The following is a 23,107-nucleotide window of genomic DNA, read 5'->3' as shown; positions in this document are numbered from 1 at the left end:
ACGTCATTCTACTGATCCCGTCGGTGGGTGCCGCCTGCGAGGCTGTCCAGCGTCGCCGCCGGCACGGGGGTGCCCCGGACACAGTGGAGGAAAAAATGGCCGAACCGGTGTGGGGACCCGTTCACCGGGACATCGTCGACCTGCTTGCCGATCATCCGGCGGACGTGCCGGCGGTGGTCGATCACCTCACGAAGTTGCAGGACCTCCTCGTCCGGCTGCCTCCGCTGGAGGCGAGCTGTCCGTTGGCCGACTTCAACCGGCTGTATCTGGTGATCACCGAAAGCGTGCTGGACGGCCTGTACGACGGGCGCTTCGCCGACCCGGTGTTCCTGTCCCGCCTGGACGTCGAGTTCGCGGCCCGCTACTTCGACGCGTTGCGGCTCTGGACCGAGTCCAGCTCGACCACGCCCCAGGCCTGGGCGTGCCTGTTCGAGCGGATGCGGGGCCCGGACGCCCGACCGTTGCCCTCGGCTGCCGCCGGGGTCAACGCGCACATCAACTTCGACCTGCCCTTCGCCCTGGTCACCACCTTCGACCACCTGGAGTCCGAGCCGGTCGACGGCAGTGACCAGCACCGGGACTATCTGGAGATCAACGCGATCTTCGCCGACCGGATCCCGATGTTGCGCCGGGGCTACCTGGACCGCTGGCAGCTGATCATCGACATGCTCAACGGTGACTTCGACGACTGGTACCAGGGCGAGTTGGTGGAGTACACCCGCGACGTCGCCTGGCGCAACGCGCAGAAGATCTGGCGGTGCCGGCACGATCCGCACGCCCGTGACGGTGAGCGGGCCCGGCTGGACCAGACCGCCGCGTCGTTCGGTCGGCTGCTGCTCTCGCCCCTCGGGGCGCTGTTGCAGTAGTCGGGACGGGGGGTCCCCGCGCCCTGGCACCACGGGGCGCGGGGACATCGACGACGTCCCCGACGGGGGGGAAGGTCGGGGGCAGGGGGAAAGGACCGACCACCGGGGGACAGGTGGTCGGTCCAGGGGGCTGGTGGGGCCGGTCGACCCGGGGGGAGTCGGCCGGCCCGCACCGGCTTCGTGCTCACGAACCTCCGGCCCCGCGCAGCCGGCTACCGTGGGTCAGTTGCTGGCCGCGCGTGCCGGGCCGCCGCCTACTGCGACGGCTGCGGCAGCTCACAGTCGACCTTGGGGTTGGCACCGACGTAGTTCAGTGGCCCCGCCACGATGGTCACCAGGATGGTGCCCAACTCGGCACAGTTGGTCTCGTCGTTGCCGCTGTAGTAGCCCCGCTGGCCGGCGGCGATGGCTCCGATGATGAGCCAGATGACGAGGATGATCCCCAAGAACGACGGGCCACGACGCATGGCTGCCTCCCGATTTGCTTGCGCTGATTGAGATGAGCCGGGTTGTACCCAGTCGTGGCGGGCGGCTAACGGTGCCGCGCCCCGCCGGGGACAATTGCCGACAGCGCCTCGGCTCAGGGAAGGATCTGCTCCGCCTCGGTTCGGGCGCCGGCCAGGACCTTGGCCTGTTGCGGCCAGGTGGCCAGGCCCGGAGCACCGCGTAGCCCGGCGGCCCGGACGGTCTCCCGCAGCGCCGCCTCGTCCAACGAGGCAAGCTGCCGGTAGGTGCGGATGCCGGCAGCCTGCAGGGCGGTGGCCAGTTTCGGCCCGATGCCCTGGATCCGGCGGAAGTCGTCGACCGGCTCCGCCTCCTGCTCGGCGGTCGTGGGCACCACCGGGGTGGCGTCGACTCCGGTCTCGCCGGTGGTGGGCGGTGCCGGCCGGGGCTCGACCGGCTCGGCCTCGGCGACCGGCGTCTCCGGCACGCGTGCCCCGGTCACCGGGGTCGGGGCTGCATCCGAGGTCCCGGTCGCCTGCGCGGCGATGTCCGATCCGGGGGCCGCCGGGCCGTCGGTGCCCGCGGGGTCGGTCTCCGGTACGCCGCCGGACGTCGCGGCGGGTGCCGGCGCGTCGACGGACGTCTCCGGTGCCGGCGCGTCGTCGGCGGTGCCGTCCGGGGCCGGTGCCTCGTCGGTGCGCAGGTCGGACGACCGGCGCGGCCGGGGCACCTCGGTGGTCGCGGCAGCGCTGCTGTCGCCCCCGGTCGTTCCCGGCTCGCCGACGACCGGCTCGGTGGCGACCGGCTCGGTGGCGACGGGCTCGGTGGCGACGGGCTCGGTGGCGACCGGCTCGCCGACGACCGGCTCGGTGGCGACGGGTTCGGTGGCGACGGGTTCGGCGGCGACCGGCTCCGTGGTGACGGGCTCGCCGGCGACGGGTTCGGTGGCGACCGGCTTGTCGGTGGTCGCGGTCGAGGTGGGTTCGGGTGCGGTGGTGGTGGTCCGGTCGGGGGCGGTGTCCGGGGTGACCGCATCGGTGGTCGCGGTGTCCGGCGTGCTCTCGTCCTCGGTCGGCTCCCGGTCGACCACGGCCTTCGGCTGCTCGGTGTCGACGGTGGCCGGCACGGGCACCGGGTCGACCGTGGCGGCCCGGGGCTCGGTGGCGACGGCGGCGACCGGCGGTTCGGTGTCGGCCGGGGTGGTGGCCGGCACCCCACCGAACGAGGTGATGCCGGCGACCGGGTCACCGTCCACGATGGAGTGCTCGGCGGGACGGGTGTCCTGCCGTCCACGCAGGTACCAGCCACCGACCAGCCCGACAGCCAGTGCCAGGATCGCCGTCAGTATGTGCCCGAAAGTCAACGCCACGGGAGAACCGCCCTCACCTTGGTCGAAAGTCGCGAAGAAAACTCGGGGCAGCTTCGCATACCGACGACCCGGGTGACAGCGCGGCTCACCGCGACACGTACCGGTGCGGGGGTCTGTTTCGGCCAGGGTCTCCGACCGGCGACGTACGGTGACCGGACGGGCGGGAAGGCTCAGTCGTCCTCGCCGCGGTAGGTGTAGAAGTCGTCGACGAACTTGCGCCGCAGCGGCGGCACCCGGCTGGTGACCCGGAAGTAGCCGCGCGCGCCGAGCAGCGCCAGCCGGCCGAACACCGGACGGTACAACCGGTCGTCACCGTTGGTGCCGTTGCGGGCCAGTGAGTCGGCGACCCGCGCGAAGCCGTACGGCAGCATCAGGCGCTCGTAGTCGGCCACCGCGTCGAGCAGCGTCTTGCCGCCGGCCGCTGCCTGGGCGAGCTGCCGGCAGAGCAGCGCGGCGTCGCGCAGGGCGGTGTTCGCGCCGACCCCGCGTCCCGGGGTCATGGTGTGGATGGCGTCGCCGAGCAGGGTGACCGAGCTGGCCGGCCACGGTGCCACCGGCTCCGAGGTGGACACCCTGATCGGCATGGCGCTGGCCGGGTCGGCGCGGGCCAGCAGCTCACGCAGATGCGGATGCCAGCCCTGGGTGAGGTCGAGGGCCAGCGCGATCAGCTCCCCGCCCCGCATCCGCATGACGTCGGCGGGGAACCGCCGCGCGGTGCTCCAGATGACGATGTTGATGTAGTCGCGGGTGGTGTCGTGACGCAGCCCCGGCCAGCGGGCGAGCAGTTCGGCGTCGGCCGGATCGACGTCCGGCTTGAGCCGGCCGGCACCGTCCCACTTGAACTCCATCACGTGCAGCACGCCCATGATCCCGCCGGTGGCGAAGATCAGTGAGATGCCCTGCCGGATCCGCTCGGGCACCAGGCTCCGGGTGTGGTCGGTGAGCGGGATCCGTACCGCGATGTTGACCGTGCCGGCGTCGGAGACGACCGCCTCAGGCAGGTACTGGCGGCGGATCACCGAGTGGGTGCCGTCCGCGCCTACCAGCAGGTCGCCGACCGCGGTGTCGCCGTCGTCGAAGTACGCCGTGACGGTCCCGTTGTCGTGCTGGACGTAGTGGGTGCAGGTCTTGTCGAAGTGGACCACGTCCTCCATGCCGGTGAGCAGGACCTGCCGCAGGGTCATCCGGGCCACCGAGCGTTCGGTCTTCACCGGGTCGGTGTCCGGGCGCAGCGTGAACGAGGCGGTCTCGCGGAGCCGCTCGGTGATCACGTTGAAGTACCGGGGGGACCGCGCGCAGGTGGCGAGGAAGACGTCGAACAGCTCCGGCGGCAGGCACTCCCGCAGCGCCGAGCTGCCGGTGGGGCCGATGCCGATCCGGTAACTGAGCAGGCCGTCGGTGCGGGTGCGGTACCGCTCGTACACCGCTACGTCGATGCCGGCCCGGCGCAGCCCGTGGGCCAGGCACAGCCCCCCGGTGCCGGCGCCGATCACCAGGACCCGGGGTGGCCTGGCCGGCCTCACCGCGTCCACCCCGCTCAGCCGGCAGCGCCGGTCGTGGTCACCGCGTCGCTTGCGTTCCAGGTGTAGAAACACCCGGCGATCGCGTCGCGCGGTGAGCGCCAGGTCGGCAGGTACGGCGAGGTGTGCGCGGACAGCCGCTCGTTGACCTCGCGGAACAGCGGGTGGTTGCGGGCCTCGGCCAGCGCGTCGGGGGCCACGTCGGCGGTCTCCATCAGGTGTACGCACAGGTCATGCAGGCAGTACAGGGAACGGTGCCGTACCCCGGTCAGGCCGGGTAGGTCGGTCGCGTCGGACTCGTTGAAGATCTGGGCCACCCGCCCCTCCGAACCCGGGATGATCCGGCTGACGATCAGTAGACGACTCATGACAGTCCTTCCTGTCGTTGGCGCCGCCGACCGGATCGCCGGTGCCACGGACACCTGTGCCGTCACTCTGCCCAGCGGCCAGTCACCCGGTCGTCACGGATACCACCGCAACGGTGACGCCGCCGGCCGATCCGCACCGCACCGGTGGTTGCGGGTGTTCAGCGGGGGCGGGGTGCGCGGCGGTCCGCCGGGTTGCCGGGCGGCCGGCCGGTGCCCGCGCGGGTGGCCTGCCGGATCGGCGCGAGGGTCTCGTCGAGCAGCGCGGCCATCGCCGCGGAGGGCTCCAGGTGCAGTTCCCGCAGGAGCAGGTCACGGTAGACGTAGAAGGCGTGCACCGCCTCGAAGGCGTTGCCCTCGGCCAGGTGGATCCGGACCACCAGCCGGTGCGGGGTCTCCCGCAGCGGTTCGGCGGCCATCGCCTCCAGGGCCGCCTCCAGGGCGTCACCGTGCCGACCGGCGGCCAGGTGGTGCCCGGCGACCTGCTCCAGCATGTGCAGCCGGAGCTGCCGCAGCCGTTCCCGCTCCAGCAGCACCCAGTCGTCGTACCAGCCGGGCAGCAGGTCGTGCCGGCCGGCGGCCAGCGCCCCGGCGGCGATCTGCGCGTCGGCGCCGTCGCGGACCCGGGCGGCGGTGTGCACCAGGTCGTCGACGTCGAGCTGGACCACCGGGTCGAGGCGGACGGTGTCACCGGTGGCCACCAGCGGGCAGCACGGGTCCTGCCGTAACCGCCACAGGGCGGTACGCAGTGAGGAGAGGGCCCGCTCCTCGGGTGCCTCCGGCCAGAGCAGGCCGGCCAGGTTGCTGCGGGTGGCGTCCGGGCGTAGCCCGATCAGGGCGATGACCCGTTGCAGGCCACGCGGCACCACCACCGGCGCGCCGGCACGCAGCAGGCGGAACCCGCCGAGCAGGTGCAGCGACACCGGCTGGTCGCGGACGGACGGGCGCGGATCACGGCTCACGGACGCGGCACCCCCTGCAGCGGAACCGGAGTCCCGACTCTCCTGTGTCCCCGTCGCGGTGTCGCCGACCCCACTGTCGGGGCGACACCGCACCGACGGGTGAGTGGCCGCCGGGCTGGCCGTGACGAACCCTAACAACCGCAGTTACGCTGAGTCAACGTACTGGTCGGACTTGTGACCGGTGCCGTCGACCGGCGTACCCGCTCTGAACAGCGAAGAAGTCTCCCCGCGTCGAAGCGGTGCACAGCTGGGGCAGGGATTGTTCATAGCTTGCGTCAACGCAACGTCACCAGATCGGGTGGCTCCACGGCGGCCGGTGGTGACGCCGCGGTGACGGCGGTCCGCGCATCGTGGCCTGACCGTCCGAGGTGGCCCGCCGGGTCACGCGATCCGTCCGACGTGACCCGCCCGGGTCACGCCCACCGACGTGCCGTGGGGGTGCCGTTCATGGAGCGTTCGCTGATCATCGCGAAGGTGGTCCCGACCGCGGAGGAGCAGGTGGCCGAGATCTTCGCCGAGTCCGACGCGACCGAACTGCCGCAGCTGGCCGGGGTCCGCCGCCGGTCGCTCTACCGCCTGCACGACCTCTACGTCCACCTGCTGGAGACCGAGATGCCGGGCCACGGGGCGGTGGAGGCGGTCCGGGAACACCCCGAGTTCGCCCGGGTCAGCGCCCGGCTGCGGCCCTACGTCTCGCCGTACCTGTCGACCTGGCGGGCGCCCCGCGACGCGATGGCCCACCGGTTCTACCAGTGGGACGCCCCGGACGCCGGGCGGCAACCGTGACCGCCACCGCGCCCCACGACGGGCAGCTCTGGTCCCGCTGCGCCGGCTGCGCCAGCCTGCTGTACCGCAAACGGCTGCTGCGCAATCTCGACGTCTGTCCCGAGTGCGGGGTGCCGGCCCGGCTCGGTGCCCCGGAACGGCTGCGGCAGCTGGTCGACCCGGCCACCTTCGTGGCGTTGCCGGAGCGTACCCCCGACGTGGACCCGATCGACTTCGTCGACGTGCTGCCGTACCCGCACCGGGTAAGCGCGGCCCGCGCCGCCACCGGGTTGGCCGAGGCGGTGCTGGTCGGCACCGCCGCGGTCGGCGGGCACCGGGTCGCGCTGGCGGTGATGGACTTCCGGTTCCTCGGCGGCAGTCTCGGCTGCGCGGTGGGTGAGCTGATCACCCGGACCGCCGAGCGGGCGCTGGCCGAGCGGATCCCGCTGGTGCTGGTCACCGCCAGCGGTGGGGCGCGGATGCAGGAGGGCGCGCTGTCGCTGATGCAGATGGCCACGGTCAGCCAGGCGGTGGCCGCGCTGCGGGAGGCCGGCGTGCTGACCGTCAGCGTGCTCACCGATCCGACGTACGGCGGGGTGGCGGCGTCGTTCGCCACCAACACCGACCTGGTGCTTGCCGAGTCCGGGGCGCGGATGGGCTTCGCCGGTCCCCGGGTCATCCGGCAGGTCACCGGCCGGGGGTTGCCCGAGGGGTTCCAGACCGCCGACTTCCTGCTGCGCCACGGTCAGGTCGACATGGTGGTGCCCCGGCGGGCCCTGCGGGGCCGGCTGACGGCGCTGCTCGCCGCGACCGTCCGACCCACCGGCCCCCGGACCGGCGGACCCGGGGCCCCGACGGTCTCCGCCGCACCACCGACCGGGTCCGCGCCGGTGCCGGCCCCCGCCGGCGGCGCGCGGTCGGCCCCGTCCGGTGACGCCTGGGAGACGGTACGCACCGCCCGGCATCCGGGCCGGCCGACCACCCTGGACTACCTGGACAGTGTCTTCGACGGCTTCGTCGAGCTGCACGGCGACCGGCTGGGCGGGGACTGCCCGGCGGTGGTCGGCGGCCTGGCCCGGCTGGACGACCGGCACCTGATGGTGATCGGTCACCAGAAGGGGCACACCACCGCCGAGTTGGTGGCCCGCAACTTCGGCATGGCCAGTCCGGCCGGGCACCGCAAGGCGTTGCGGCTGATGCGGCTCGCCGCCCGGCTGGGTCTGCCGGTGGTCACCCTCGTCGACACCCCCGGCGCCGATCCCGGGGTCGCCGCCGAGGAGCACGGTCAGGCAGCCGCGATCGCCGAGAACATCCTGACCATGAGCTGCCTGCCCGTCCCGGTGGTCGCGGTGATCACGGGGGAGGGCGGCAGCGGTGGCGCGCTGGCGTTCGCGGTGGCCGACCGGGTGCTGATGCTGCAGCACGCGGTCTACTCGGTGATCAGCCCGGAGGGCTGCGCGGCGATCCTCTGGCCGGACCGGTCGGCGGCCCCGCAGGCGGCCCGCGCGTTGCGGCTCACCGCCGGGGACCTGTGCCGGCTGGGCATCGTCGACGACGTGGTGCCCGAACCGACGCCGGCGGCCCACCAGGATCCGGCCGCCGCCGCGCAGGCGCTGCGCGGGATGCTGCTGGCGAACCTGCTGCCGCTGCTGGAGGTGGCACCCACGACGTTGGTACGCAGTCGCCGGGCCCGGTTCCGCCGGTTCGGTGCGGCCCGCAGCACGTCCTCGGGGACCTCGCGGTGAGCGCCCCGGCCGACGACGCCGTCCTGGCCGAGCTGCGTCGGCAGGTCCGATACCTGGTCGCCGAACTGGCCGGCCCGGTCCGCCGGGTGCGGGTACGCAGCGGACAGACCACCCTGGAGGTGGAGTGGCACGGTACGGGCCAGCCGGTGCCGGCACCCCGTACCGAGCCGGCCGTGGCCCCGACCGAGGAGCCACCCGACGGCTCCTCGACCGCCGTGACACCCGCGGCGGGGCAGGCGGTGGCTGCGGTGGTGGTCCGGGCGCCGGTGGTGGGGACCTTCTACCGCTGCCCGGAGCCGGGTGCCGCCCCCTTCGTCGCCGTCGGTGACCTGGTCCGCGCCGGCCAGGTGGTCGGCATCGTCGAGGCGATGAAGCTGATGAACGAGGTGGTCACCGACACCGCCGGCCGGGTGGTCGAGCTGGTCGCCGCCGACGGCCAACCCGTCGAGTACGACCAGCCGCTGGTCGCCGTGGCGCCGGCGTGAGGGCCCCGGGTGCGGCGATGTTCGACAAGGTGTTGATCGCCAACCGGGGCGAGATCGCGCTGCGGGTGCTGCGGGCCTGCCGGGAACTGGGCATCCGGACGGTGGTGGTGCACTCCACGGTGGACGCCGACTCGGCGGCGGTACGACTGGCCGACGAGACGGTCCAGATCGGGCCGGCCGCGAGCCGACGCAGCTACCTCAACGCGGCGGCGATCGTCGAGGCGGCCCGGCAGACCGGTGCCCAGGCGGTGCACCCCGGCTACGGTTTCCTCTCCGAGGACGCCGACTTCGCCGAGATCTGCGCGGACAACGGGCTGGTCTTCGTCGGTCCGCCGCCGCACGTGATGGCCGCGTTGGCCGACAAGTCCACCGCGCGGGCGCTGATGCAGCGGGCCGGCCTGCCCCTGCCGCAGGGCAGCGTGCAGACCATCTCGACGCTGGCCCACGCGCTGGAGGTGGCCGACGCCATCGGGTACCCGGTGATCGTCAAGGCGGCGGCCGGTGGCGGTGGCCGGGGCATGACCGTGGTCGGCTCGGCCGCCGAACTGCCCCGGGCGTACGCCCGCACCCGGGCCGCGGCGCAGGTCGCCTTCGGCGACGACCGGGTCTACCTGGAGCGGTACCTGACCGACGCCCGGCACGTCGAGGTGCAGGTGCTCTGCGACGGCCACGGCAACGGCGTGCACCTGGGCACCCGGGACTGCTCGGTGCAGCGCCGGCACCAGAAGCTGGTCGAGGAGGCTCCCGCGCCCGGCCTGGCCGAGTCGACCCTGCAGACCCTCGCCGAGCTGGCGTTGCGCGGGGTGCTGGACGTCGGTTTCACCGGTGCCGGCACGGTGGAGTTCCTGGTCGACGCGGCCGACGGCATCCACTTCCTGGAGATCAACTCCCGGATCCAGGTCGAGCATCCGGTCACCGAGATGGTCACCGGCATCGACGTCGTACACGAACAGTTGTCCATCGCCACCGGGGCACCGTTGCGGTGCCGTCAGTCCGACGTCCGCCTGACCGGGGTGGCGGTGGAGTGCCGGGTCAACGTGGAGGACCCGGAGCGTGACTTCGCGCCCACCCCCGGGCGGCTGGACCGGTTCCAGCCACCCGGGGGGCCGTTCACCCGGGTCGACACCCACGGTCGGGTCGGCTACCGGGTCGGCCCGGACTACGACTCCCTCCTGGCCAAGGTGGTGGTCTGGGCCCCGGACCGCCAGTTGGCGCTCGACCGGCTGGACCGGGCGCTTGCCGAGTTCGACATCGCCGGACCGGGGGTGCGGACCACCATCCCGTTCGTCCGCCGGGTCCTGACCGATCAGGCGTTCCGGGCCGGCCGGCACACCACCGGCCTGGTCGACCGGCTGCTGGCCGCCGACGCCACCGGTGCTGTCGCGCCGCCGTCGCCGGCCCGCCCGGTCGACCCCGGCCCAACCGTGCCCACCCCCGCCGCTGCCGTCCCGGCAGCACCCACCGACTGAGAGGAGAGCCCGATGACCGTCACCCGTGGCCACCCGCTGACCGCCGAGATCACCGACATCCTGGTGACCCACTGCGGCCTGGACCCCGACGCCGCCGCCCGGGCGCCGGCGGCCTCGCTGGAGGAGCTGGGCATGGACTCGCTGGCCCTGCTGGAACTCACCGCCGTGGTCGCCGACCGGTACCAGGCCCGGATCCCCGAGCAGGCCGCCCAGCTGAGCATTCCCGCCATCGCCGACCTGGTCGCCGAGGCCGGTGCGCCGCCGGCCGACCCGCCCGGGCACACCGAGAACAGCATCGTCATCGCCGCCCCGCTGAGCCTGGTCTGGGAGCTGACCAACGACGTGGCGAACTGGCCGGACCTGTTCACCGAGTACGCCTCGGTGCAGATCCTCGAACGCGACGGCCGTACCGTGCGGTTCCGGTTGACCATGCACCCGGACGCCGACGGCACGGTGTGGAGCTGGGTGAGCGAACGCACCGTCGACTGGGAGAAGCGCGAGGTACGCGCGCACCGGGTGGAGACCGGTCCGTTCGAGTACATGCGCATCCACTGGTGCTACGACAGCGAACCCGACGGCACCCGGATGACCTGGGTGCAGGACTTCGCGATGCGCCCGCAGGCGCCACTGTCCAACGCCGGCATGACCGAGCGGATCAACACCAACAGCCGCGTCCAGTTGGCGGTCATCAAGGACCGGATCGAACAGGTGGCCCGGCAGCGGGCCGCCGCGACGGGAGTCGACGATGAGTGAGCCCACCGCCCGTACGGTCGCCCTGGCCGACGTACCGGCCGACCGCCGCCGCGGCGGCGCGATCCGGGTGCTGCTCGGTCCCCGTACCGTCGGCAGCACCTCGGGTTTCCTCGGCGTGGCCAGCCTCGAACCGGGGGAGCGGATCGCCGAGCACTACCACCCCTACAGCGAGGAGTTCCTCTACGTCGCCGCGGGGCGGATCACCGTGGACCTCGACGACCGGCCGACGCCGCTGCACGCCGGCGAGGGGCTGTACGTGCCGGTGAACGTCCGGCACCGGCTGCGCAACACCGGCGACATCCCGGCCGAGGTGGTGTTCCACCTCGGACCGTTGGCACCCCGCCCCGAACTGGGGCACGTCGACACCGAGGTCGCCACCCAGCGGAGCCCGTCGTGACCGGGCGCCGGGCGGTGGTGACCGGGATCGGCGTGGTCGCACCGGGCGGCGTCACCCGGGACCGGTTCTGGAAGACGATCACCGAGGGGCGCACCGCCACCCGGCGGATCAGCTTCTTCGACCCGTCACCGTTCCGGTCCCAGATCGCCGCCGAGTGCGACTTCGACCCGGACGCCGCCGGGATCACCCTCGCCGAACGCCAACGCGCCGACCGGTACGTCCAGTTCGCCCTGGCCTGCTCCGCCGAGGCGCTGGCCGACAGCGGGCTGGACCTCACCGACGCCGAGCGGGCCGCCACCGCGGTGGTGCTGGGCAGCGCGGTCGGCGGCACCATGGCCCTGGAACAGGAGTACGTCACGGTAAGCGACTCCGGCCGGCGCTGGCTGGTCGACCACCGTCTCGGCGGGCCGTACCTCTACCAGGCGCTGGTGCCCAGCAGCCTGGCCGCCGACGTGGCCTGCCGGCACGACCTGCACGGCCCCGCCCAGGTGGTCTCCACCGGCTGCACCTCCGGCATCGACGCCATCGGCTACGCCCACCAGCTGATCGTCGACGGCGAGGCGGAGATCGCCCTGGCCGGGGCGGCCGACTCGCCGATCTCCCCGGTCACCGTCGCCTCCTTCGACGCGATCAGGGCGACCAGCCCGGACAACGACGACCCGGCCCACGCCTCCCGGCCGTTCGACGCCGACCGGCACGGGTTCGTCCTGGCCGAGGGGGCGGCGGTGCTGGTGCTGGAGGAGGCCGGGCACGCCCGGCGGCGCGGCGCGCACGTCTACTGCGAGGTCGCCGGCTACGCCAACCGCAGCAACGGCTACCACATGACCGGTCTGCGCCCGGACGGTCTGGAGATGGGCCTGGCCATCGCCGACGCCATGCGTCAGGCCCGGCTCGCCCCGGAGCAGGTCTCCTACATCAGCGCCCACGGCTCCGGCACCCGGCAGAACGACAGGCACGAGACGGCCGCGTTCAAACGGGCCCTGGGCGAGGCGGTGTACCGGATCCCGGTCAGCTCGATCAAGTCGATGGTCGGGCACTCGCTCGGCGCGATCGGCTCGATCGAGATGGCCGCCTGCGCGCTGGCCATCGAGTACGGGGTGGTGCCCCCGACGGCCAACTGGACCACCCGGGACCCGGAGTGCGACCTGGACTACGTGCCGAACGAGGGCCGGGAGGTGCCGGTGGACGTGGCACTCTCGGTCGGCAGCGGCTTCGGTGGCTTCCAGTCCGCGATGGTGTTCCAGCGGGTGGGCGCGGCGTGACCGCCCGGGCCGTGGTCACCGGCATCGGGGTGGTCGCCCCGAGCGGCATCGGGGCGGCCGCGCACTGGCGTACGGTGTGTGACGGCACCCGGCGCACCGGCCCGGTCACCCTCTTCGACGCCGCCGGCTACCCCACCCGGGTCGCCGGTGAGGTCGCCGGTTTCGACGCCGGCGGGTACGCCGACACCCGGCAACTGGTGCAGACCGACCGCTGGACCCACCTGGGCTTCGCGGCCACCCGGCTGGCCCTGGCCGACGCCGGTCTGCCCGAGCGCGCCCCCGACCCGTACGGCTACGGGATCACCCTGGCCAGTTCCTCCGGCGGCAACCTGTTCGGCCAACGGGAGCTGCAACGCCTCTGGGGTGGTGCCGCGCGCACCGTCGGGGCGTACCAGTCGATCGCCTGGTTCTACGCGGCGAGTGTCGGGCAGCTCTCCATCCACCACCAGTTCAAGGGCCCGTGCGGGGTGCTGGTCGCCGAGTCCGCCGGTGGGCTGGACAGCCTGGCCCACGCCGCGCGTACCGTGCGCCGGGGCACCCCGGTGGTGATCGCCGGAGCCACCGAGTGTCCACTGAGCCCGTACGCGCTCGCCTGTCAGCTGGCCTCCGGGCTGCTCAGCGAGGTGACCGAGCCGAACGACGCGTACCTGCCGTTCGACGCCGCCGCCAGCGGCTACGTCCCGGCCGAGGGGGGAGCGGTCTTCGTGGTGGAGGACCTCGGGCACGCCCTGGCCCGGGGCGCCCGGGTGTACGGCGAGATCACCGGCTGGGCGGCCACCCACGACGCCCGCCACACCGACGCCGGTGACCCCGGGGCGGTCGACCCGACCTGGTACGCGCACGCCCTTCGGCAGGCGCTGCAGCGGGCCGGGTCCACCCCGGACGAGGTGGACGTGGTGCTGCCCGACGCGGTGGGGGTGCCCCGGTACGACCGGGCCGAGGCCGACGCGCTGCGGGCCGTCTTCGGCGACCGGCCCGTGCCGGTGAGCACCGCGAAGCCGTTGACCGGCCGGGCCCACCAGGGTGGTTCGGCGCTGGACGTGGCGACCGCACTGCTCGCCTTCCGGCACGACACCCTGCCCGCCTCGGCCGGGCCGCGGCAGCCCGCCGCCGGCTGCGAGCTGGACTTCCTGCGCGAGCCGCGTCGGCCGCGTACCCGGGTGGCGCTGCTCGGCGCGCGGGGATTCGACGGATTCAACAGCGCGTTGGTGTTGCGTGGCGCACCAGCACCACGACAGGAGGAAGCATGACCGAACACCGAGCCCGAGTGGTCTTCCTGGTCCGGGTGCCCGAGGCCCGCACCGCGGACTTCCTGCGGGCCTACGAGCAGGTGCGGCACCTGGTCGCCGCGGGCGTCCCCGGCCACCTGGTCGACCAGGTCTGCCGTTCGGCCACCGACCCGGAGCAGTGGCTGATCACCAGCGAGTGGGCCGCCCTGAGCGACTTCGAGGCGTGGGAACGCAGCCCGGAGCACCGGGACCTGGTCCGGCCGATGCGGGACTGTTTCACCGACGCCCGCTCCCTGCGCTTCCACATCCACGCCCAGACCCCGGTCCCGGTCCCGCGCACGCCGGTGTCCTTCGGTACGACGGATTGAACCAGCCGCCTCCGGTCCCGTAGTAGGAGCGTGACCAGCTACGACGAGTTCCTGACCGGCCTGCACGGGGACCGGCAGGCCGACCTTGCCGCCGGTGGCGACGGTAGCAGCCTCATTCCCACGATCACCCCCTCGCGGGATACGCTGCGGCAGTGGGCCAGCCGGCGAAAGATCGACTGGAGCCTGTACCGTCCCGACCTGAAGGTCAAGCAGGGGCGGTTCACCAACGCGCACCTACGGGAGTTCGAGCGCGAGCACCGCCTTCTCCCCGAGGGCCTCGCCTTCCGACGGGAGGGCCCCAACGCCGCCATCGTCGGGGTGCGGATGAATCTCCCGGCCAGTACGGAACTCACCCCGATGGGTCTCGCCGCCTACGTCAACTCGCACGGCGGGTCCACCGCCGCCCTTGGGCAGTACGTCACCGAGGAGGAGCTGAGATGGTACGAGCGGCGTCGCCGCCTGCCCGCCGGAACGTACTCACTGATCCACGGCCCCGACGGCACGGTGTCGGACATCCGGCGGACAGACCACCTCCGCGCCGAGGCCGCCCAGCTCACCCACGCGCCCGGCGGGCCGGTCGGCGCCGCCCCGCCGGGGCTGCCGCCCGTGGCCCCGACCCACTGGTCGATCCCCGGATCCGGGCACACTCCCGCGGGCCCACCCGGCGGTGGCCTTCAACGGTGACGCGGTGGGCACGACCCGCTGCCGTTGACCGAGGGTGTGCGTCACACGACGGAGCATGACCGGGGGTCTGTCAAGATCCAGCTTGGACGGCCATAATGTGCGCCATGGTTACCTGGGAATACGCCCTACTGGTCCGCCGCTACCAGGGGCAGGGCCGCAGCTTCAGTGTCTCGTTCATCTGGTACGGCCCGGACGGGTCCCGACTGGACATCACCGCGTACGGCGACACCGCCATCGCGCACCTCAACCGGGCCGGCCGGGAGGGCTGGGAGCTGGTCTCGGCCGCCGAGGACGTCAACAACGTGCAGGGCAGCACCGAGGTGCACCGTTACCACCTCAAACGCCCGCTCGACTGAGCGGCCCCATACCACTCTCCAACGCCCGCTCGACTGAGCGGTGGCGTGCCCCGGGGCCGGCAGCGCTCGTGCCTGCCGGCCCCGGGGCGGCGTCGCCTCAGGACAGCTCGACCGAGGGGTAGAGCGGGAAGGCGGCGAGCAGCTCGCCGGCCCGCTGACTGACCTTCTCGGCCACGGCGTCGTCAAGGACGTACTTGGCCTTGGAGGCGGTGCCGTCGGCGCCCGCGCCCGGGGTGGTCTGGCCGAGCACGGTGTGGATCAGCTCGGCGGTCTCGTCCATCTGCGCCGTGCCCAGCCCCCGGGTGGTCAGCGCCGGGGTGCCGATCCGGATGCCGGAGGTGTACCACGCGCCGTTGGGGTCCTGCGGCACCGCGTTGCGGTTGGTGACGATCCCCGAGTCCAGCAGCGCCTGCTCGGCCTGCCGGCCGGTCAGCCCGTACGAGGTGACGTCGATGAGCACCAGGTGGTTGTCGGTGCCACCGGTGACCAGCTTCGCGCCCCGGCGCAGCAGCCCGTCGGCCAGCGCCTGGGCGTTGTTCACGATCCGCTGGGCGTAGTCGGCGAAGTCGGGGCGGCGGGCCTCGGCCAGCGCGACCGCCTTGGCGGCCATCACGTGCGGCAGCGGACCGCCGAGCACCATCGGGCAGCCCCGGTCGACCTGGTCGGCCAGCTCCGGGCCGCAGAGCACCATGCCGCCGCGCGGGCCACGCAGCGACTTGTGGGTGGTGGTGGTGACGATGTGCGCGTGCGGCACCGGGTCGAAGTCGCCGGTGAAGACCTTCCCGGCGACCAGGCCGGCGAAGTGGGCCATGTCCACCATGAAGGTCGCGCCCACCGAGTCGGCGATCTCCCGCAGGATCCGGAAGTTGACCTTCCGCGGGTACGCGGAGTAGCCGCCGACCAGGATCAACGGCTTGAACTCCCGGGCGGTCTCGGCGACCTTGTCGTAGTCGATCAGCCCGGTGGCCGGGTCGGTGCCGTAGCTGCGCTGGTCGAACATCTTGCCGGAGATGTTGGGCCGGAACCCGTGGGTCAGGTGCCCGCCGGCGTCCAGCGACATGCCCAGCATCCGCTGGTTGCCCAGCTCCCGACGCAGCGCGTACCAGTCCTGCTCGGTCAGGTCGTTGACGTGCCTGGCCTGCGCCCGGCGCAGCGCCGGGGCCTCCACCCGGTCGGCCAGCACCGCCCAGAACGCCACCAGGTTGGCGTCGATGCCCGAGTGCGGCTGCACGTAGGCGTGCGCCGCCCCGAACAGTTCGCGGGCGTGCTCGGCGGCGAGCGCCTCGACGGTGTCGACGTTCTGGCACCCGGCGTAGAACCGGCGGCCGACGGTGCCCTCGGCGTACTTGTCGCTGAACCAGTTGCCCATGGCCAGCAGGGTGGCCGGGGAGGCGTAGTTCTCGCTGGCGATCAGCTTGAGCGACTCCCGCTGGTCGGTGAGCTCCGCCCCGATCGCCGCGGCGACCCGGGGCTCGACGGAGCGGACCACCTCAAGGGCACTGCGGAAGGCGGTGGACTCGGCGCTCGACGACGACATGCGACCTCCTGGTGATGGTGAAGAAGGCCCAGGCGCTCGGCGTACGTCCGTGTGACGGGACCGCTCCCCGATGGTTCTCCATCTTCACGCGCCAGTCACGGTCCACCGGTCATCCTACCGGTTCCCGACCCCGACGTCCGGGCGCGGGCTCGCGGCAGGTCGGGTCGTTGCCTAGGATCGTCGCCATGGCCGGGGAGGAGGGCGGGCGGTTGCTCGCCATCAGCGACCTGCACGTCGGGCACCCGGAGAACCGGGCGGTGGTCGAGGGGCTGCGCCCCGAGACACCTGATGACTGGCTGCTGGTCGCCGGGGACGTCGCCGACACCCTGGCCGACGTGGAGTGGGTGCTCGGGCTGCTCGTCGAGCGGTTCGCGAAGGTGGTCTGGGCGCCGGGCAACCACGAGCTCTGGACGCCGCCTACCGACCCGGTCACCCTGCGCGGCGTGGCACGCTACCAGCGGCTGGTCGAGCTGTGTCGGGGGTTGGGCGTGGTCAGCCCGGAGGACGAGTATCCGGTCTGGACCGGTGCCGGCGGCCCGGCGCTGGTGGCCCCGCTCTTCCTGCTCTACGACTACACCTGGTTGCCGGAGGGGTTCGACACCCCCGAGACGGCGCTGGCCGAGGCGTACCGGACGGGGGTGGTCTGCACCGACGAGTTCCTGCTCCACCCGGACCCGTACCCGAGCCGGTCGGCCTGGAGCGCGGCCCGGGTGGCCCAGACCGCGCGGCGACTGGCCGAGCGCGACCCGGCGCTGCCCACCGTCCTGGTCAACCACTATCCGCTGGTCCGGGAGCCGACCCGGGTGCTGTACTACCCGGTCTTCGCCCAGTGGTGCGGCACCGAGGCCACCGCCGACTGGCACCTGCGCTTCGACGCCACCGTGGTCGTCTACGGTCACCTGCACATCCCGCGGACCACCTGGCACGACGGGGTGCGCTTCGAGGAGGTCTCGGTCGGCTACCCCCGGGAGTGGCGCAAGCGGGCCACCCCGCCGGGGCAGCTGCGCCGCATCCTGCCCGCCCCACCACCCTGACCCGCCCCTGGCTCAGACCGCAGCCAGGGTGGGTGGGATCTCGTCGAGCAGCTCGCGGGCCAGGAACCCGATCCGCCCGTACCGGGGGACCAGGCGTTGGCCACTGACGGCGTGCGCGTACGCGGCCCAGCAGGCGGCCTGGTCCGGCTGCGCGCCCCGGGAGAGCAGCCCGGCCAGCAGCCCGGCCCGGACGTCACCGCTGCCGGAGGTGCCCAGTCCGGCATCGCCGCTCTCCTCCCGCCAGCCGCGTCCGTCCGGGGTGGCGATGTGGCCGTACAGCGAGACCACCGCGTCGTAGCGCCGGGCCAGCTCGGCCGCGTCGGCGTCCAGATCGTCGCCGGGCTCCCGGTCGAGCAGGTGCCGGGCCTCGGTCAGGTTGGGGGTGAGCACCGCCGGACGGCCCGAGCCGACCAGCAGGTCCGGACTGTGGCTCAGGGCCCCCAGCGCGTACGCGTCGAGCACCAGGGCGGTCTGCCGGTCGGCCGCGTCGAGCACCAGGCGCAGCAGCTCACGGGTCTGGTCGATGTCGGTGAGTCCCGGCCCGACGGCCACCACGTCGGCGGCGGCCACCAGCTCGCCGAGCTGCTGGCTGGCCCGCCCGGCGACCGCACCGTCGGCGGTCTCCGGCAGCCCCACCACCATCGCCTCGGGCACCTGGATGCTCAGCGCCGCCGCGGTGGACTCGGCCGCGGCCAGTTGCAGCACCCCGGCCCCGGCCCGCAGCGCGGCCACCCCGGCCAACAGCACCGCGCCCGGGGTGAAGCGGGCCCCACCCACCACCAGGACGGTGCCCCGGGCCTGCTTGCCGCCGGAGGGCACCGGCAGCGCCCACTCCCGCAGCAGCCCGGCGGTGATCACCCTGGTCTCAGACCGGCTCGGCATGGACCTCGTCCTCCCTGGTCGGTTCCGCACCCTGCTGGCGCAGGTGCCCGATGTCGTTGAAGCTGTCCGGGGTCAACCGCCCCGCGGCGTCGGCGGACCAGCCGGTGACCGAGCAGTTGGCGATCACGTGTCGTCGGGTCAACGCCATCAGCTCCGCCTCGGTCAACTCCTCCACCAGATAACGGAGCAGGAAGACCAACGCGTCGTGGCCGAAGAGCAGCACCCGCTGCCCGGCGTGGTCGCGGCGCAGGTCACCGAGGAGGGCCCGCAGCCGCAGCGCCACGTCCGTCCAGGACTCGCCGCCCGGCGGCCGGTAGTAGAACTTGCCCAGCCGGTCCCGCCGGGCCGCCTCGGTGCCGAAGCGCTGCCGTACCCCGTGCGCGGTCAGCCCGTCCAGCACGCCCAGGTCCCGATCGCGCAGCCGCTCGTCGCGGCGGAGCGGGATGTCGGTGCCGGTCAGCGCCAGCTCGGCGGTGCGCACCGCCCGCAGGTACGGCGAGACCACGGCCAGGTCCGGGCGCTGCCGCTGGGGAAGCCCGGCCAACCACCGCCCGGTGGCCCGGGCCTGCTCCTCGCCGGTGGCCGACAGCGGCACCTCGGCGTCGGAGTGGGTCAGCTCGATCTCCTCGGCGCCGGCCGTCTCGGCCGTGGTGGCCGCGACGTTCGCTGTGCTCTCGCCGTGCCGGACGATCCAGAGCGTCGACAGTTCCGCCATGCCGTCCCCGGTACCCGCCGGGCCGGGCCGGTAACCCGCCGTCCGGGCCATCCCGCCGGCCCCGCCCAGGTCATCCCGCCCGCCGCCGTCCGGGCCATCCCGCCGGGCCGGGTCGCCGGACCGGGGCCGTCGACCGAGGGTGACCGGCGACGCTCCGGTGTGGACACCGGTGTTCCGCTACTCTGACCGGGCCCCGCAGACAACCGAGGAGCGCTCGTGTCCCAGCCCGACGGCGTCGACAGCCGCACCGCAGGCGGGGCGCAGCGCCTGGACCCCGAGGTGGCGCACAACGCCCGGGTGTGGAACTACTGGCTGGGCGGCAAGGACAACTTCGCGTCCGACCGGGCCGTCGGTGACCACATCCGCACGGTGTTCCCGGTCATCGGCGACGTCGCCCGGGCCGACCGGCGGTTCCTCGCCCGGGTGGTCCGGTTCCTCGCCGCCGAGCGGGGCGTCCGGCAGTTCCTCGACATCGGCACCGGCCTGCCCACCGCCGACAACACCCACCAACTCGCCCAGCGGATCGCGCCGGAGTCCCGGGTCGTCTACGTGGACAACGACCCGATGGTGCTGGTGCACGCCCGGGCCCTGCTGACCAGCTCCGCCGAGGGCGCCACCGACTACCTCGACGCCGACGTGCACCGCCCCGAGCAGATCCTCGCCGCCGCCGCCCGGACCCTGGACCTCGACCGGCCGGTGGCGGTGATGCTGCTGGGCATCCTCAACTTCGTCGCCGACACCGACCAGGCCACGGAGATCGTGCGCCGGCTGATGGACGCGCTGCCGGCCGGTAGTTTCCTGGCTTTGACCCATCCCACCGTCGAGTTGGGCGGCGAGGCGAACGTGGCGGCGATGGCGTTCTGGAACGAGCACGCCGCCCCGCCGATCCGGGCCCGTACCGGCGCCGAGATCGCCGGCTTCTTCGCCGGACTGGACTGGGTCGAGCCGGGTCTGGTCTCCTGCGCCCGGTGGCGACCGGTCGAGGGCGACGACACCAGCGTCCCGCAGTACGGCGGGGTGGCCCGCAAGCCCTGACCCCGGCTCACGTCCAGGGGCTCAGCGTGCCGTCGAACTCCTCGAAGACCAGCCAGGTACGCGTGGACAGCACCCCGGCGATGCCCTGGATCCGGCCCAGCACCACGTCGCGCAGGGCGGCGTTGTCCGGGGCCCGGACCAGCGCCAGCACGTCGTGGTCGCCGCCGAGCAGCGCGGCGTGTTCGATGTAGCGCACCTGCGCCAACTCCGCCGACACCTCCCGCCAGGTGTTCTGCTCGATGGTCAGCGCCACGTACGCCGAGGTGCCCAGCCCGGCCTGCTCCGGGGCGACCTGCGCCCGGAAGCCGGTGATCACCTGGTCGCGCAGCAGTCGCTCCAGCCGGGCGTACGCGTTGGTGCGCGAGACGTGTACCCGCTCGGCCAGGGTCCGCACCGACAGCCGGCCGTCGCGGGCCAGCTCGGCGACGATCCGCCGGTCCACCTCGTCCAGCGGCCCGGCCGAACGTCCCGCCTCGCCGGGCACGGCAGCCATATCGGTGGTCTCCTGGCCCATCAGAGCCTCCTTCCGGTGCCATTCGTCCCGCCTTCCCGGCGGATGTTGAGTCAATCATCCAACAGCTGGACCATAGGCCCACCACACGTCCAGGAGGTCCCCGCCGTGACGACCACACCCCAGGCGGTCCGCAGGGCATCCCCGCGCACCCGCCGCCCGGCGAAGAAGACGGCCACCGCTGTCGAGGCCGAGCAGACCGGCGGGCTGTCCGCCGCCGAGCCGGTCCGGCTGCTCGATCCCGACGGCACCGTGCTGCCGGCCCGCGCCGACTATCCGGTGCCCGCCGCCGACGCGCTGCGCGAGCTGTACCGCCGCATGGTCGTCGGACGCCGCTTCGACACCCAGGCCACCGCGCTCACCAAGCAGGGCCGGCTGGCCGTCTACCCGTCGGCCCGGGGGCAGGAGGCCTGCCAGGTCGCGCCGATGCTGGCCCTGCGCGACACCGACTGGGTCTTCCCCACCTACCGGGAGTCGATGGCGCTGGTCAGCCGGGGCCTCGACCCGGTCGAGGTGCTCACCCTGCTGCGCGGCGACTGGCACTGCGGGTACGACGCGGCGGCGGTGCGTACCGCACCCCAGTGCACCCCGCTGGCGACCCAGTGCGTACACGCCGCCGGGCTCGCCCACGGCGAGGCGTACCAGGGACGGGACACCGTGGCGCTGGCCTTCATCGGCGACGGCGCGACCAGCGAGGGTGACTTCCACGAGGGGTTGAACTTCGCCGCCGTGTTCAAGGCCCCCGTGGTCTACCTGGTGCAGAACAACAAGTACGCGATCAGCGTGCCGTTGTCCCGGCAGACCGCCGCCGCCAGCCTGGCGGACAAGGGCGTCGGCTACGGGGTGCCCGCCGAGCAGGTCGACGGCAACGACCCGGCGGCCGTGCTCGCCGTGCTCACCCGGGCCGTCGAGCACGCCCGCTCCGGTCGGGGCCCGTTCCTGATCGAGGCGCACACCTACCGGATGGAGCCGCACACCAACGCCGACGACGCCACCCGTTACCGCGACGCCGCCGAGGTCGACGCCTGGCGCGACCGGGACCCGATCGCCCGGCTGGAGGCGTACCTGCGGGCCACCGACGCCCTCGACGACGCCGCGGTGGCCGCGGTGGCCGACGAGGCCGAGGCGTACGCGGCCACGCTGCGGGAGCGGATGAACGCCACCCCCACGGTCGACCCGATGAGCCTGTTCGACCACGTCTACGCCGAGCCCACCCCGCAGCTGGTCGAGCAGCGCGACCAGGTGCGCGCGGAGCTGGCCGCGGCGGCCGAGGAGGCCGGACACTGATGGCACCGACCACGATGGCCAAGGCGCTCAACGCCGCGCTCGCCGACGCGCTGGCTGCCGACGACCGGGTGCTGGTCTTCGGCGAGGACGTCGGGCAGCTCGGCGGGGTCTTCCGGATCACCGACGGCCTGCAGGCCCGCTTCGGCGACCGGCGCTGCTTCGACACCCCGCTGGCCGAGGCCGGCATCGTCGGCTTCGCCGTCGGACTGGCCATGTCCGGACTGCGTCCGGTGGTGGAGATGCAGTTCGACGCGTTCGCGTACCCGGCCTTCGAGCAGATCGCCTCGCACGTGGCGAAGCTGCGCAACCGGACCCGGGGCGCGCTCAGCGTGCCGATGGTGATCCGGGTGCCGTACGCCGGCGGCATCGGCGGGGTGGAGCACCACTGCGACTCCTCCGAGGCGTACTACGCGCACACCCCCGGGTTGAAGGTGGTCACCCCGGCCACGGTCGCCGACGCGTACTCGCTGCTGCGGGCGGCGATCGACGACCCGGACCCGGTGGTGTTCCTGGAGCCGAAGAAGCTCTACTTCTCCAGCGCCGAGGCCCAGCTGCCCGCCAGCTGCGAGCCCATCGGCCGGGCGGTGGTACGCCGTCCGGGCCGTGACGCCACGCTGATCGCGTACGGCCCGTCGGTGCCGGTCGCGCTGGAGTCCGCCGAGGCGGCCCGCGCCGAGGGCTGGGACCTGGAGGTGGTCGACGTGCGCAGCATCGTGCCGTTCGACGACGCCACGGTCACCGGGTCGGTCCGCCGGACCGGCCGCGCCGTGGTGGTCACCGAGGCGCAGGGCTTCGCCGGGGTGGGCGCGGAGATCGCCGCCCGGGTGCAGGAGCGTTGCTTCCACGCGCTGCACGCCCCGGTGCTGCGGGTCAGCGGCCTGGACATCCCGTACCCGGCACCGATGCTGGAGCACACCCACCTGCCAAGCGTCGACCGGGTCCTCGACGCGGTGGCCCGGCTGCAGTGGGACGACCAGCCCGATTCCCGCTGGGTGGCGGCATGAACGAGCATCGCGAGCGAATCATCGACGCAGGTCCTCGTGCCGTCGGCGAGCGTAGCGAGGTGG

General features: G+C 73.4%; 24 protein-coding genes, 1 pseudogene and 1 riboswitch. Of the genes and pseudogenes, 16 read left to right on the top strand and 9 right to left on the bottom strand.

The features are described from left to right. Window positions 1-95: 95 nt before the first annotated feature. Window positions 96-866 (top strand): DUF5995 family protein, encoded by a 771-nt coding sequence (locus GA0070617_RS16270; RefSeq protein ID WP_091438728.1) that lies wholly within the window; start codon window positions 96-98, stop codon window positions 864-866. 254 nt (window positions 867-1,120) lie between these two features. Here the strand turns inward: GA0070617_RS16270 and GA0070617_RS16265 are convergent, their stop codons facing one another. The 5 genes from GA0070617_RS16265 to GA0070617_RS16245 all read right to left on the bottom strand — a co-directional run bounded on the left by GA0070617_RS16265 (window position 1,121) and on the right by GA0070617_RS16245 (window position 5,526). Further along, on the bottom strand, window positions 1,121-1,333 hold the full coding sequence (locus tag GA0070617_RS16265; RefSeq protein WP_091438725.1) for a hypothetical protein: 213 nt from the start codon (window positions 1,331-1,333) through the stop codon (window positions 1,121-1,123). 113 nt (window positions 1,334-1,446) lie between these two features. After that, a complete protein-coding gene (locus GA0070617_RS31560; protein ID WP_229688345.1) occupies window positions 1,447-2,679 on the bottom strand; it encodes a helix-hairpin-helix domain-containing protein in 1,233 nt (410 codons plus the stop codon). Window positions 2,680-2,849: 170 nt separating this feature from the next. Continuing rightward, window positions 2,850-4,202, bottom strand: coding sequence for an FAD-dependent oxidoreductase (locus tag GA0070617_RS16255; protein WP_091446515.1), 1,353 nt, complete (start codon window positions 4,200-4,202; stop codon window positions 2,850-2,852). Window positions 4,203-4,216: 14 nt separating this feature from the next. After that, on the bottom strand, window positions 4,217-4,567 hold the full coding sequence (locus GA0070617_RS16250; RefSeq protein ID WP_091438722.1) for a TcmI family type II polyketide cyclase: 351 nt from the start codon (window positions 4,565-4,567) through the stop codon (window positions 4,217-4,219). A 158-nt stretch (window positions 4,568-4,725) separates the two neighbouring features. Beyond that, complete coding sequence (locus tag GA0070617_RS16245) at window positions 4,726-5,526, bottom strand: AfsR/SARP family transcriptional regulator (RefSeq protein ID WP_091438718.1); 801 nt, start codon at window positions 5,524-5,526, stop codon at window positions 4,726-4,728. Window positions 5,527-5,973: 447 nt separating this feature from the next. On the opposite strand from GA0070617_RS16245, the gene GA0070617_RS16240 reads away from it, so the two are divergent. The 11 genes and pseudogenes from GA0070617_RS16240 to GA0070617_RS16190 all read left to right on the top strand — a co-directional run bounded on the left by GA0070617_RS16240 (window position 5,974) and on the right by GA0070617_RS16190 (window position 15,039). Continuing rightward, the gene (locus GA0070617_RS16240; protein ID WP_091446512.1) at window positions 5,974-6,312 is read left to right on the top strand and encodes a TcmI family type II polyketide cyclase; all 339 of its coding nucleotides are present in this window, start codon (window positions 5,974-5,976) and stop codon (window positions 6,310-6,312) included. Beyond that, a complete protein-coding gene (locus tag GA0070617_RS16235) occupies window positions 6,309-8,036 on the top strand; it encodes an acetyl-CoA carboxylase carboxyltransferase subunit alpha (RefSeq protein WP_091438716.1) in 1,728 nt (575 codons plus the stop codon). Before GA0070617_RS16240 ends, GA0070617_RS16235 begins: the two co-directional genes overlap by 4 nt. Then, window positions 7,931-8,521 (top strand): annotated as a pseudogene (locus tag GA0070617_RS16230) (acetyl-CoA carboxylase biotin carboxyl carrier protein); the annotation flags it as partial. The gene GA0070617_RS16235 and the pseudogene GA0070617_RS16230, both read left to right, overlap by 106 nt. Window positions 8,522-8,538: 17 nt before the next feature. Continuing rightward, on the top strand, window positions 8,539-9,990 hold the full coding sequence (locus GA0070617_RS16225) for an acetyl-CoA carboxylase biotin carboxylase subunit (RefSeq protein ID WP_091438708.1): 1,452 nt from the start codon (window positions 8,539-8,541) through the stop codon (window positions 9,988-9,990). A 12-nt stretch (window positions 9,991-10,002) separates the two neighbouring features. Next, complete coding sequence (locus tag GA0070617_RS16220) at window positions 10,003-10,743, top strand: SRPBCC family protein (RefSeq protein WP_091438704.1); 741 nt, start codon at window positions 10,003-10,005, stop codon at window positions 10,741-10,743. Next, window positions 10,736-11,140: a cupin domain-containing protein gene (locus GA0070617_RS16215; protein WP_091438701.1), complete on the top strand. Its 405-nt coding sequence runs from the start codon at window positions 10,736-10,738 to the stop codon at window positions 11,138-11,140. Before GA0070617_RS16220 ends, GA0070617_RS16215 begins: the two co-directional genes overlap by 8 nt. After that, complete coding sequence (locus GA0070617_RS16210) at window positions 11,137-12,402, top strand: beta-ketoacyl-[acyl-carrier-protein] synthase family protein (protein WP_091438698.1); 1,266 nt, start codon at window positions 11,137-11,139, stop codon at window positions 12,400-12,402. Before GA0070617_RS16215 ends, GA0070617_RS16210 begins: the two co-directional genes overlap by 4 nt. Next, a complete protein-coding gene (locus tag GA0070617_RS16205) occupies window positions 12,399-13,652 on the top strand; it encodes a beta-ketoacyl synthase N-terminal-like domain-containing protein (RefSeq protein ID WP_091438695.1) in 1,254 nt (417 codons plus the stop codon). Before GA0070617_RS16210 ends, GA0070617_RS16205 begins: the two co-directional genes overlap by 4 nt. Beyond that, window positions 13,649-13,999 (top strand): antibiotic biosynthesis monooxygenase family protein, encoded by a 351-nt coding sequence (locus GA0070617_RS16200; RefSeq protein ID WP_091438691.1) that lies wholly within the window; start codon window positions 13,649-13,651, stop codon window positions 13,997-13,999. The genes GA0070617_RS16205 and GA0070617_RS16200 overlap by 4 nt, the downstream gene beginning before the upstream one ends. Before the next feature lie 30 nt (window positions 14,000-14,029). Then, window positions 14,030-14,683, top strand: coding sequence for a hypothetical protein (locus tag GA0070617_RS16195; RefSeq protein WP_091438687.1), 654 nt, complete (start codon window positions 14,030-14,032; stop codon window positions 14,681-14,683). Window positions 14,684-14,778: 95 nt separating this feature from the next. Continuing rightward, the gene (locus GA0070617_RS16190) at window positions 14,779-15,039 is read left to right on the top strand and encodes a hypothetical protein (RefSeq protein ID WP_091438684.1); all 261 of its coding nucleotides are present in this window, start codon (window positions 14,779-14,781) and stop codon (window positions 15,037-15,039) included. A 97-nt stretch (window positions 15,040-15,136) separates the two neighbouring features. Here the strand turns inward: GA0070617_RS16190 and GA0070617_RS16185 are convergent, their stop codons facing one another. Further along, complete coding sequence (locus GA0070617_RS16185; protein WP_091438680.1) at window positions 15,137-16,576, bottom strand: glycine hydroxymethyltransferase; 1,440 nt, start codon at window positions 16,574-16,576, stop codon at window positions 15,137-15,139. A 19-nt stretch (window positions 16,577-16,595) separates the two neighbouring features. Beyond that, window positions 16,596-16,685: riboswitch (ZMP/ZTP riboswitch) on the bottom strand. Between the two features lie 76 nt (window positions 16,686-16,761). On the opposite strand from GA0070617_RS16185, the gene GA0070617_RS16180 reads away from it, so the two are divergent. After that, complete coding sequence (locus tag GA0070617_RS16180; RefSeq protein ID WP_091438678.1) at window positions 16,762-17,610, top strand: metallophosphoesterase family protein; 849 nt, start codon at window positions 16,762-16,764, stop codon at window positions 17,608-17,610. Between the two features lie 12 nt (window positions 17,611-17,622). Here GA0070617_RS16180 and GA0070617_RS16175 read toward each other — a convergent pair whose 3' ends face one another. Together GA0070617_RS16175 and GA0070617_RS16170 are read right to left on the bottom strand one after the other, a co-directional pair. Beyond that, entirely contained in the window at window positions 17,623-18,492 is an 870-nt protein-coding gene (locus tag GA0070617_RS16175; protein ID WP_091438674.1) for an NAD(P)H-hydrate dehydratase, read from the bottom strand. Then, the gene (locus GA0070617_RS16170) at window positions 18,476-19,207 is read right to left on the bottom strand and encodes a histidine phosphatase family protein (protein ID WP_091446511.1); all 732 of its coding nucleotides are present in this window, start codon (window positions 19,205-19,207) and stop codon (window positions 18,476-18,478) included. The genes GA0070617_RS16175 and GA0070617_RS16170 overlap by 17 nt, the downstream gene beginning before the upstream one ends. A 216-nt stretch (window positions 19,208-19,423) precedes the next feature. Here GA0070617_RS16170 and GA0070617_RS16165 point away from each other — a divergent pair, with 216 nt between their 5' ends. After that, window positions 19,424-20,242, top strand: a complete 819-nt coding sequence (locus tag GA0070617_RS16165) for an SAM-dependent methyltransferase (RefSeq protein ID WP_091438670.1) — start codon at window positions 19,424-19,426, stop codon at window positions 20,240-20,242. A 7-nt stretch (window positions 20,243-20,249) separates the two neighbouring features. On the opposite strand, the gene GA0070617_RS16160 is transcribed toward GA0070617_RS16165, so the two are convergent. After that, window positions 20,250-20,735, bottom strand: a complete 486-nt coding sequence (locus tag GA0070617_RS16160; protein WP_229688374.1) for an Lrp/AsnC family transcriptional regulator — start codon at window positions 20,733-20,735, stop codon at window positions 20,250-20,252. 93 nt (window positions 20,736-20,828) lie between these two features. Between GA0070617_RS16160 and pdhA the strand changes: the two genes are divergently transcribed. Together pdhA and GA0070617_RS16150 are read left to right on the top strand one after the other, a co-directional pair. Continuing rightward, window positions 20,829-22,040, top strand: coding sequence for a pyruvate dehydrogenase (acetyl-transferring) E1 component subunit alpha (gene pdhA / locus GA0070617_RS16155; protein ID WP_175440774.1), 1,212 nt, complete (start codon window positions 20,829-20,831; stop codon window positions 22,038-22,040). Next, window positions 22,040-23,044 carry an alpha-ketoacid dehydrogenase subunit beta gene (locus GA0070617_RS16150; RefSeq protein ID WP_091438661.1) on the top strand — a complete coding sequence of 335 codons (1,005 nt, stop codon included), beginning with the start codon at window positions 22,040-22,042 and terminating at the stop codon, window positions 23,042-23,044. Before pdhA ends, GA0070617_RS16150 begins: the two co-directional genes overlap by 1 nt. Window positions 23,045-23,107 lie beyond the last annotated feature (63 nt).

The organism is Micromonospora yangpuensis (assembly GCF_900091615.1).
GTDB lineage: Bacteria > Actinomycetota > Actinomycetes > Mycobacteriales > Micromonosporaceae > Micromonospora > Micromonospora yangpuensis.
The sequence above is the reverse complement of the archived record's forward strand: the minus strand, read 5'-3'. Positions and strand labels throughout refer to the sequence as shown.

Excerpts from the sequence above, each read along its gene's own strand:
- GA0070617_RS16270 (WP_091438728.1), top strand. The coding sequence starts at position 96 with ATGGCCGAACCGGTGTGGGGACCCGTTCACCGGGACATCGTCGACCTG.
- GA0070617_RS16265 (WP_091438725.1), bottom strand. The coding sequence starts at position 1,333 with ATGCGTCGTGGCCCGTCGTTCTTGGGGATCATCCTCGTCATCTGGCTC.
- GA0070617_RS16250 (WP_091438722.1), bottom strand. The coding sequence starts at position 4,567 with ATGAGTCGTCTACTGATCGTCAGCCGGATCATCCCGGGTTCGGAGGGG.
- GA0070617_RS16240 (WP_091446512.1), top strand. The coding sequence starts at position 5,974 with ATGGAGCGTTCGCTGATCATCGCGAAGGTGGTCCCGACCGCGGAGGAG.
- GA0070617_RS16225 (WP_091438708.1), top strand. The coding sequence starts at position 8,539 with ATGTTCGACAAGGTGTTGATCGCCAACCGGGGCGAGATCGCGCTGCGG.
- GA0070617_RS16220 (WP_091438704.1), top strand. The coding sequence starts at position 10,003 with ATGACCGTCACCCGTGGCCACCCGCTGACCGCCGAGATCACCGACATC.
- GA0070617_RS16215 (WP_091438701.1), top strand. The coding sequence starts at position 10,736 with ATGAGTGAGCCCACCGCCCGTACGGTCGCCCTGGCCGACGTACCGGCC.
- GA0070617_RS16200 (WP_091438691.1), top strand. The coding sequence starts at position 13,649 with ATGACCGAACACCGAGCCCGAGTGGTCTTCCTGGTCCGGGTGCCCGAG.
- GA0070617_RS16190 (WP_091438684.1), top strand. The coding sequence starts at position 14,779 with ATGTGCGCCATGGTTACCTGGGAATACGCCCTACTGGTCCGCCGCTAC.
- GA0070617_RS16185 (WP_091438680.1), bottom strand. The coding sequence starts at position 16,576 with ATGTCGTCGTCGAGCGCCGAGTCCACCGCCTTCCGCAGTGCCCTTGAG.
- GA0070617_RS16180 (WP_091438678.1), top strand. The coding sequence starts at position 16,762 with ATGGCCGGGGAGGAGGGCGGGCGGTTGCTCGCCATCAGCGACCTGCAC.
- GA0070617_RS16175 (WP_091438674.1), bottom strand. The coding sequence starts at position 18,492 with ATGCCGAGCCGGTCTGAGACCAGGGTGATCACCGCCGGGCTGCTGCGG.
- GA0070617_RS16170 (WP_091446511.1), bottom strand. The coding sequence starts at position 19,207 with ATGGCGGAACTGTCGACGCTCTGGATCGTCCGGCACGGCGAGAGCACA.
- GA0070617_RS16160 (WP_229688374.1), bottom strand. The coding sequence starts at position 20,735 with ATGGCTGCCGTGCCCGGCGAGGCGGGACGTTCGGCCGGGCCGCTGGAC.
- GA0070617_RS16150 (WP_091438661.1), top strand. The coding sequence starts at position 22,040 with ATGGCACCGACCACGATGGCCAAGGCGCTCAACGCCGCGCTCGCCGAC.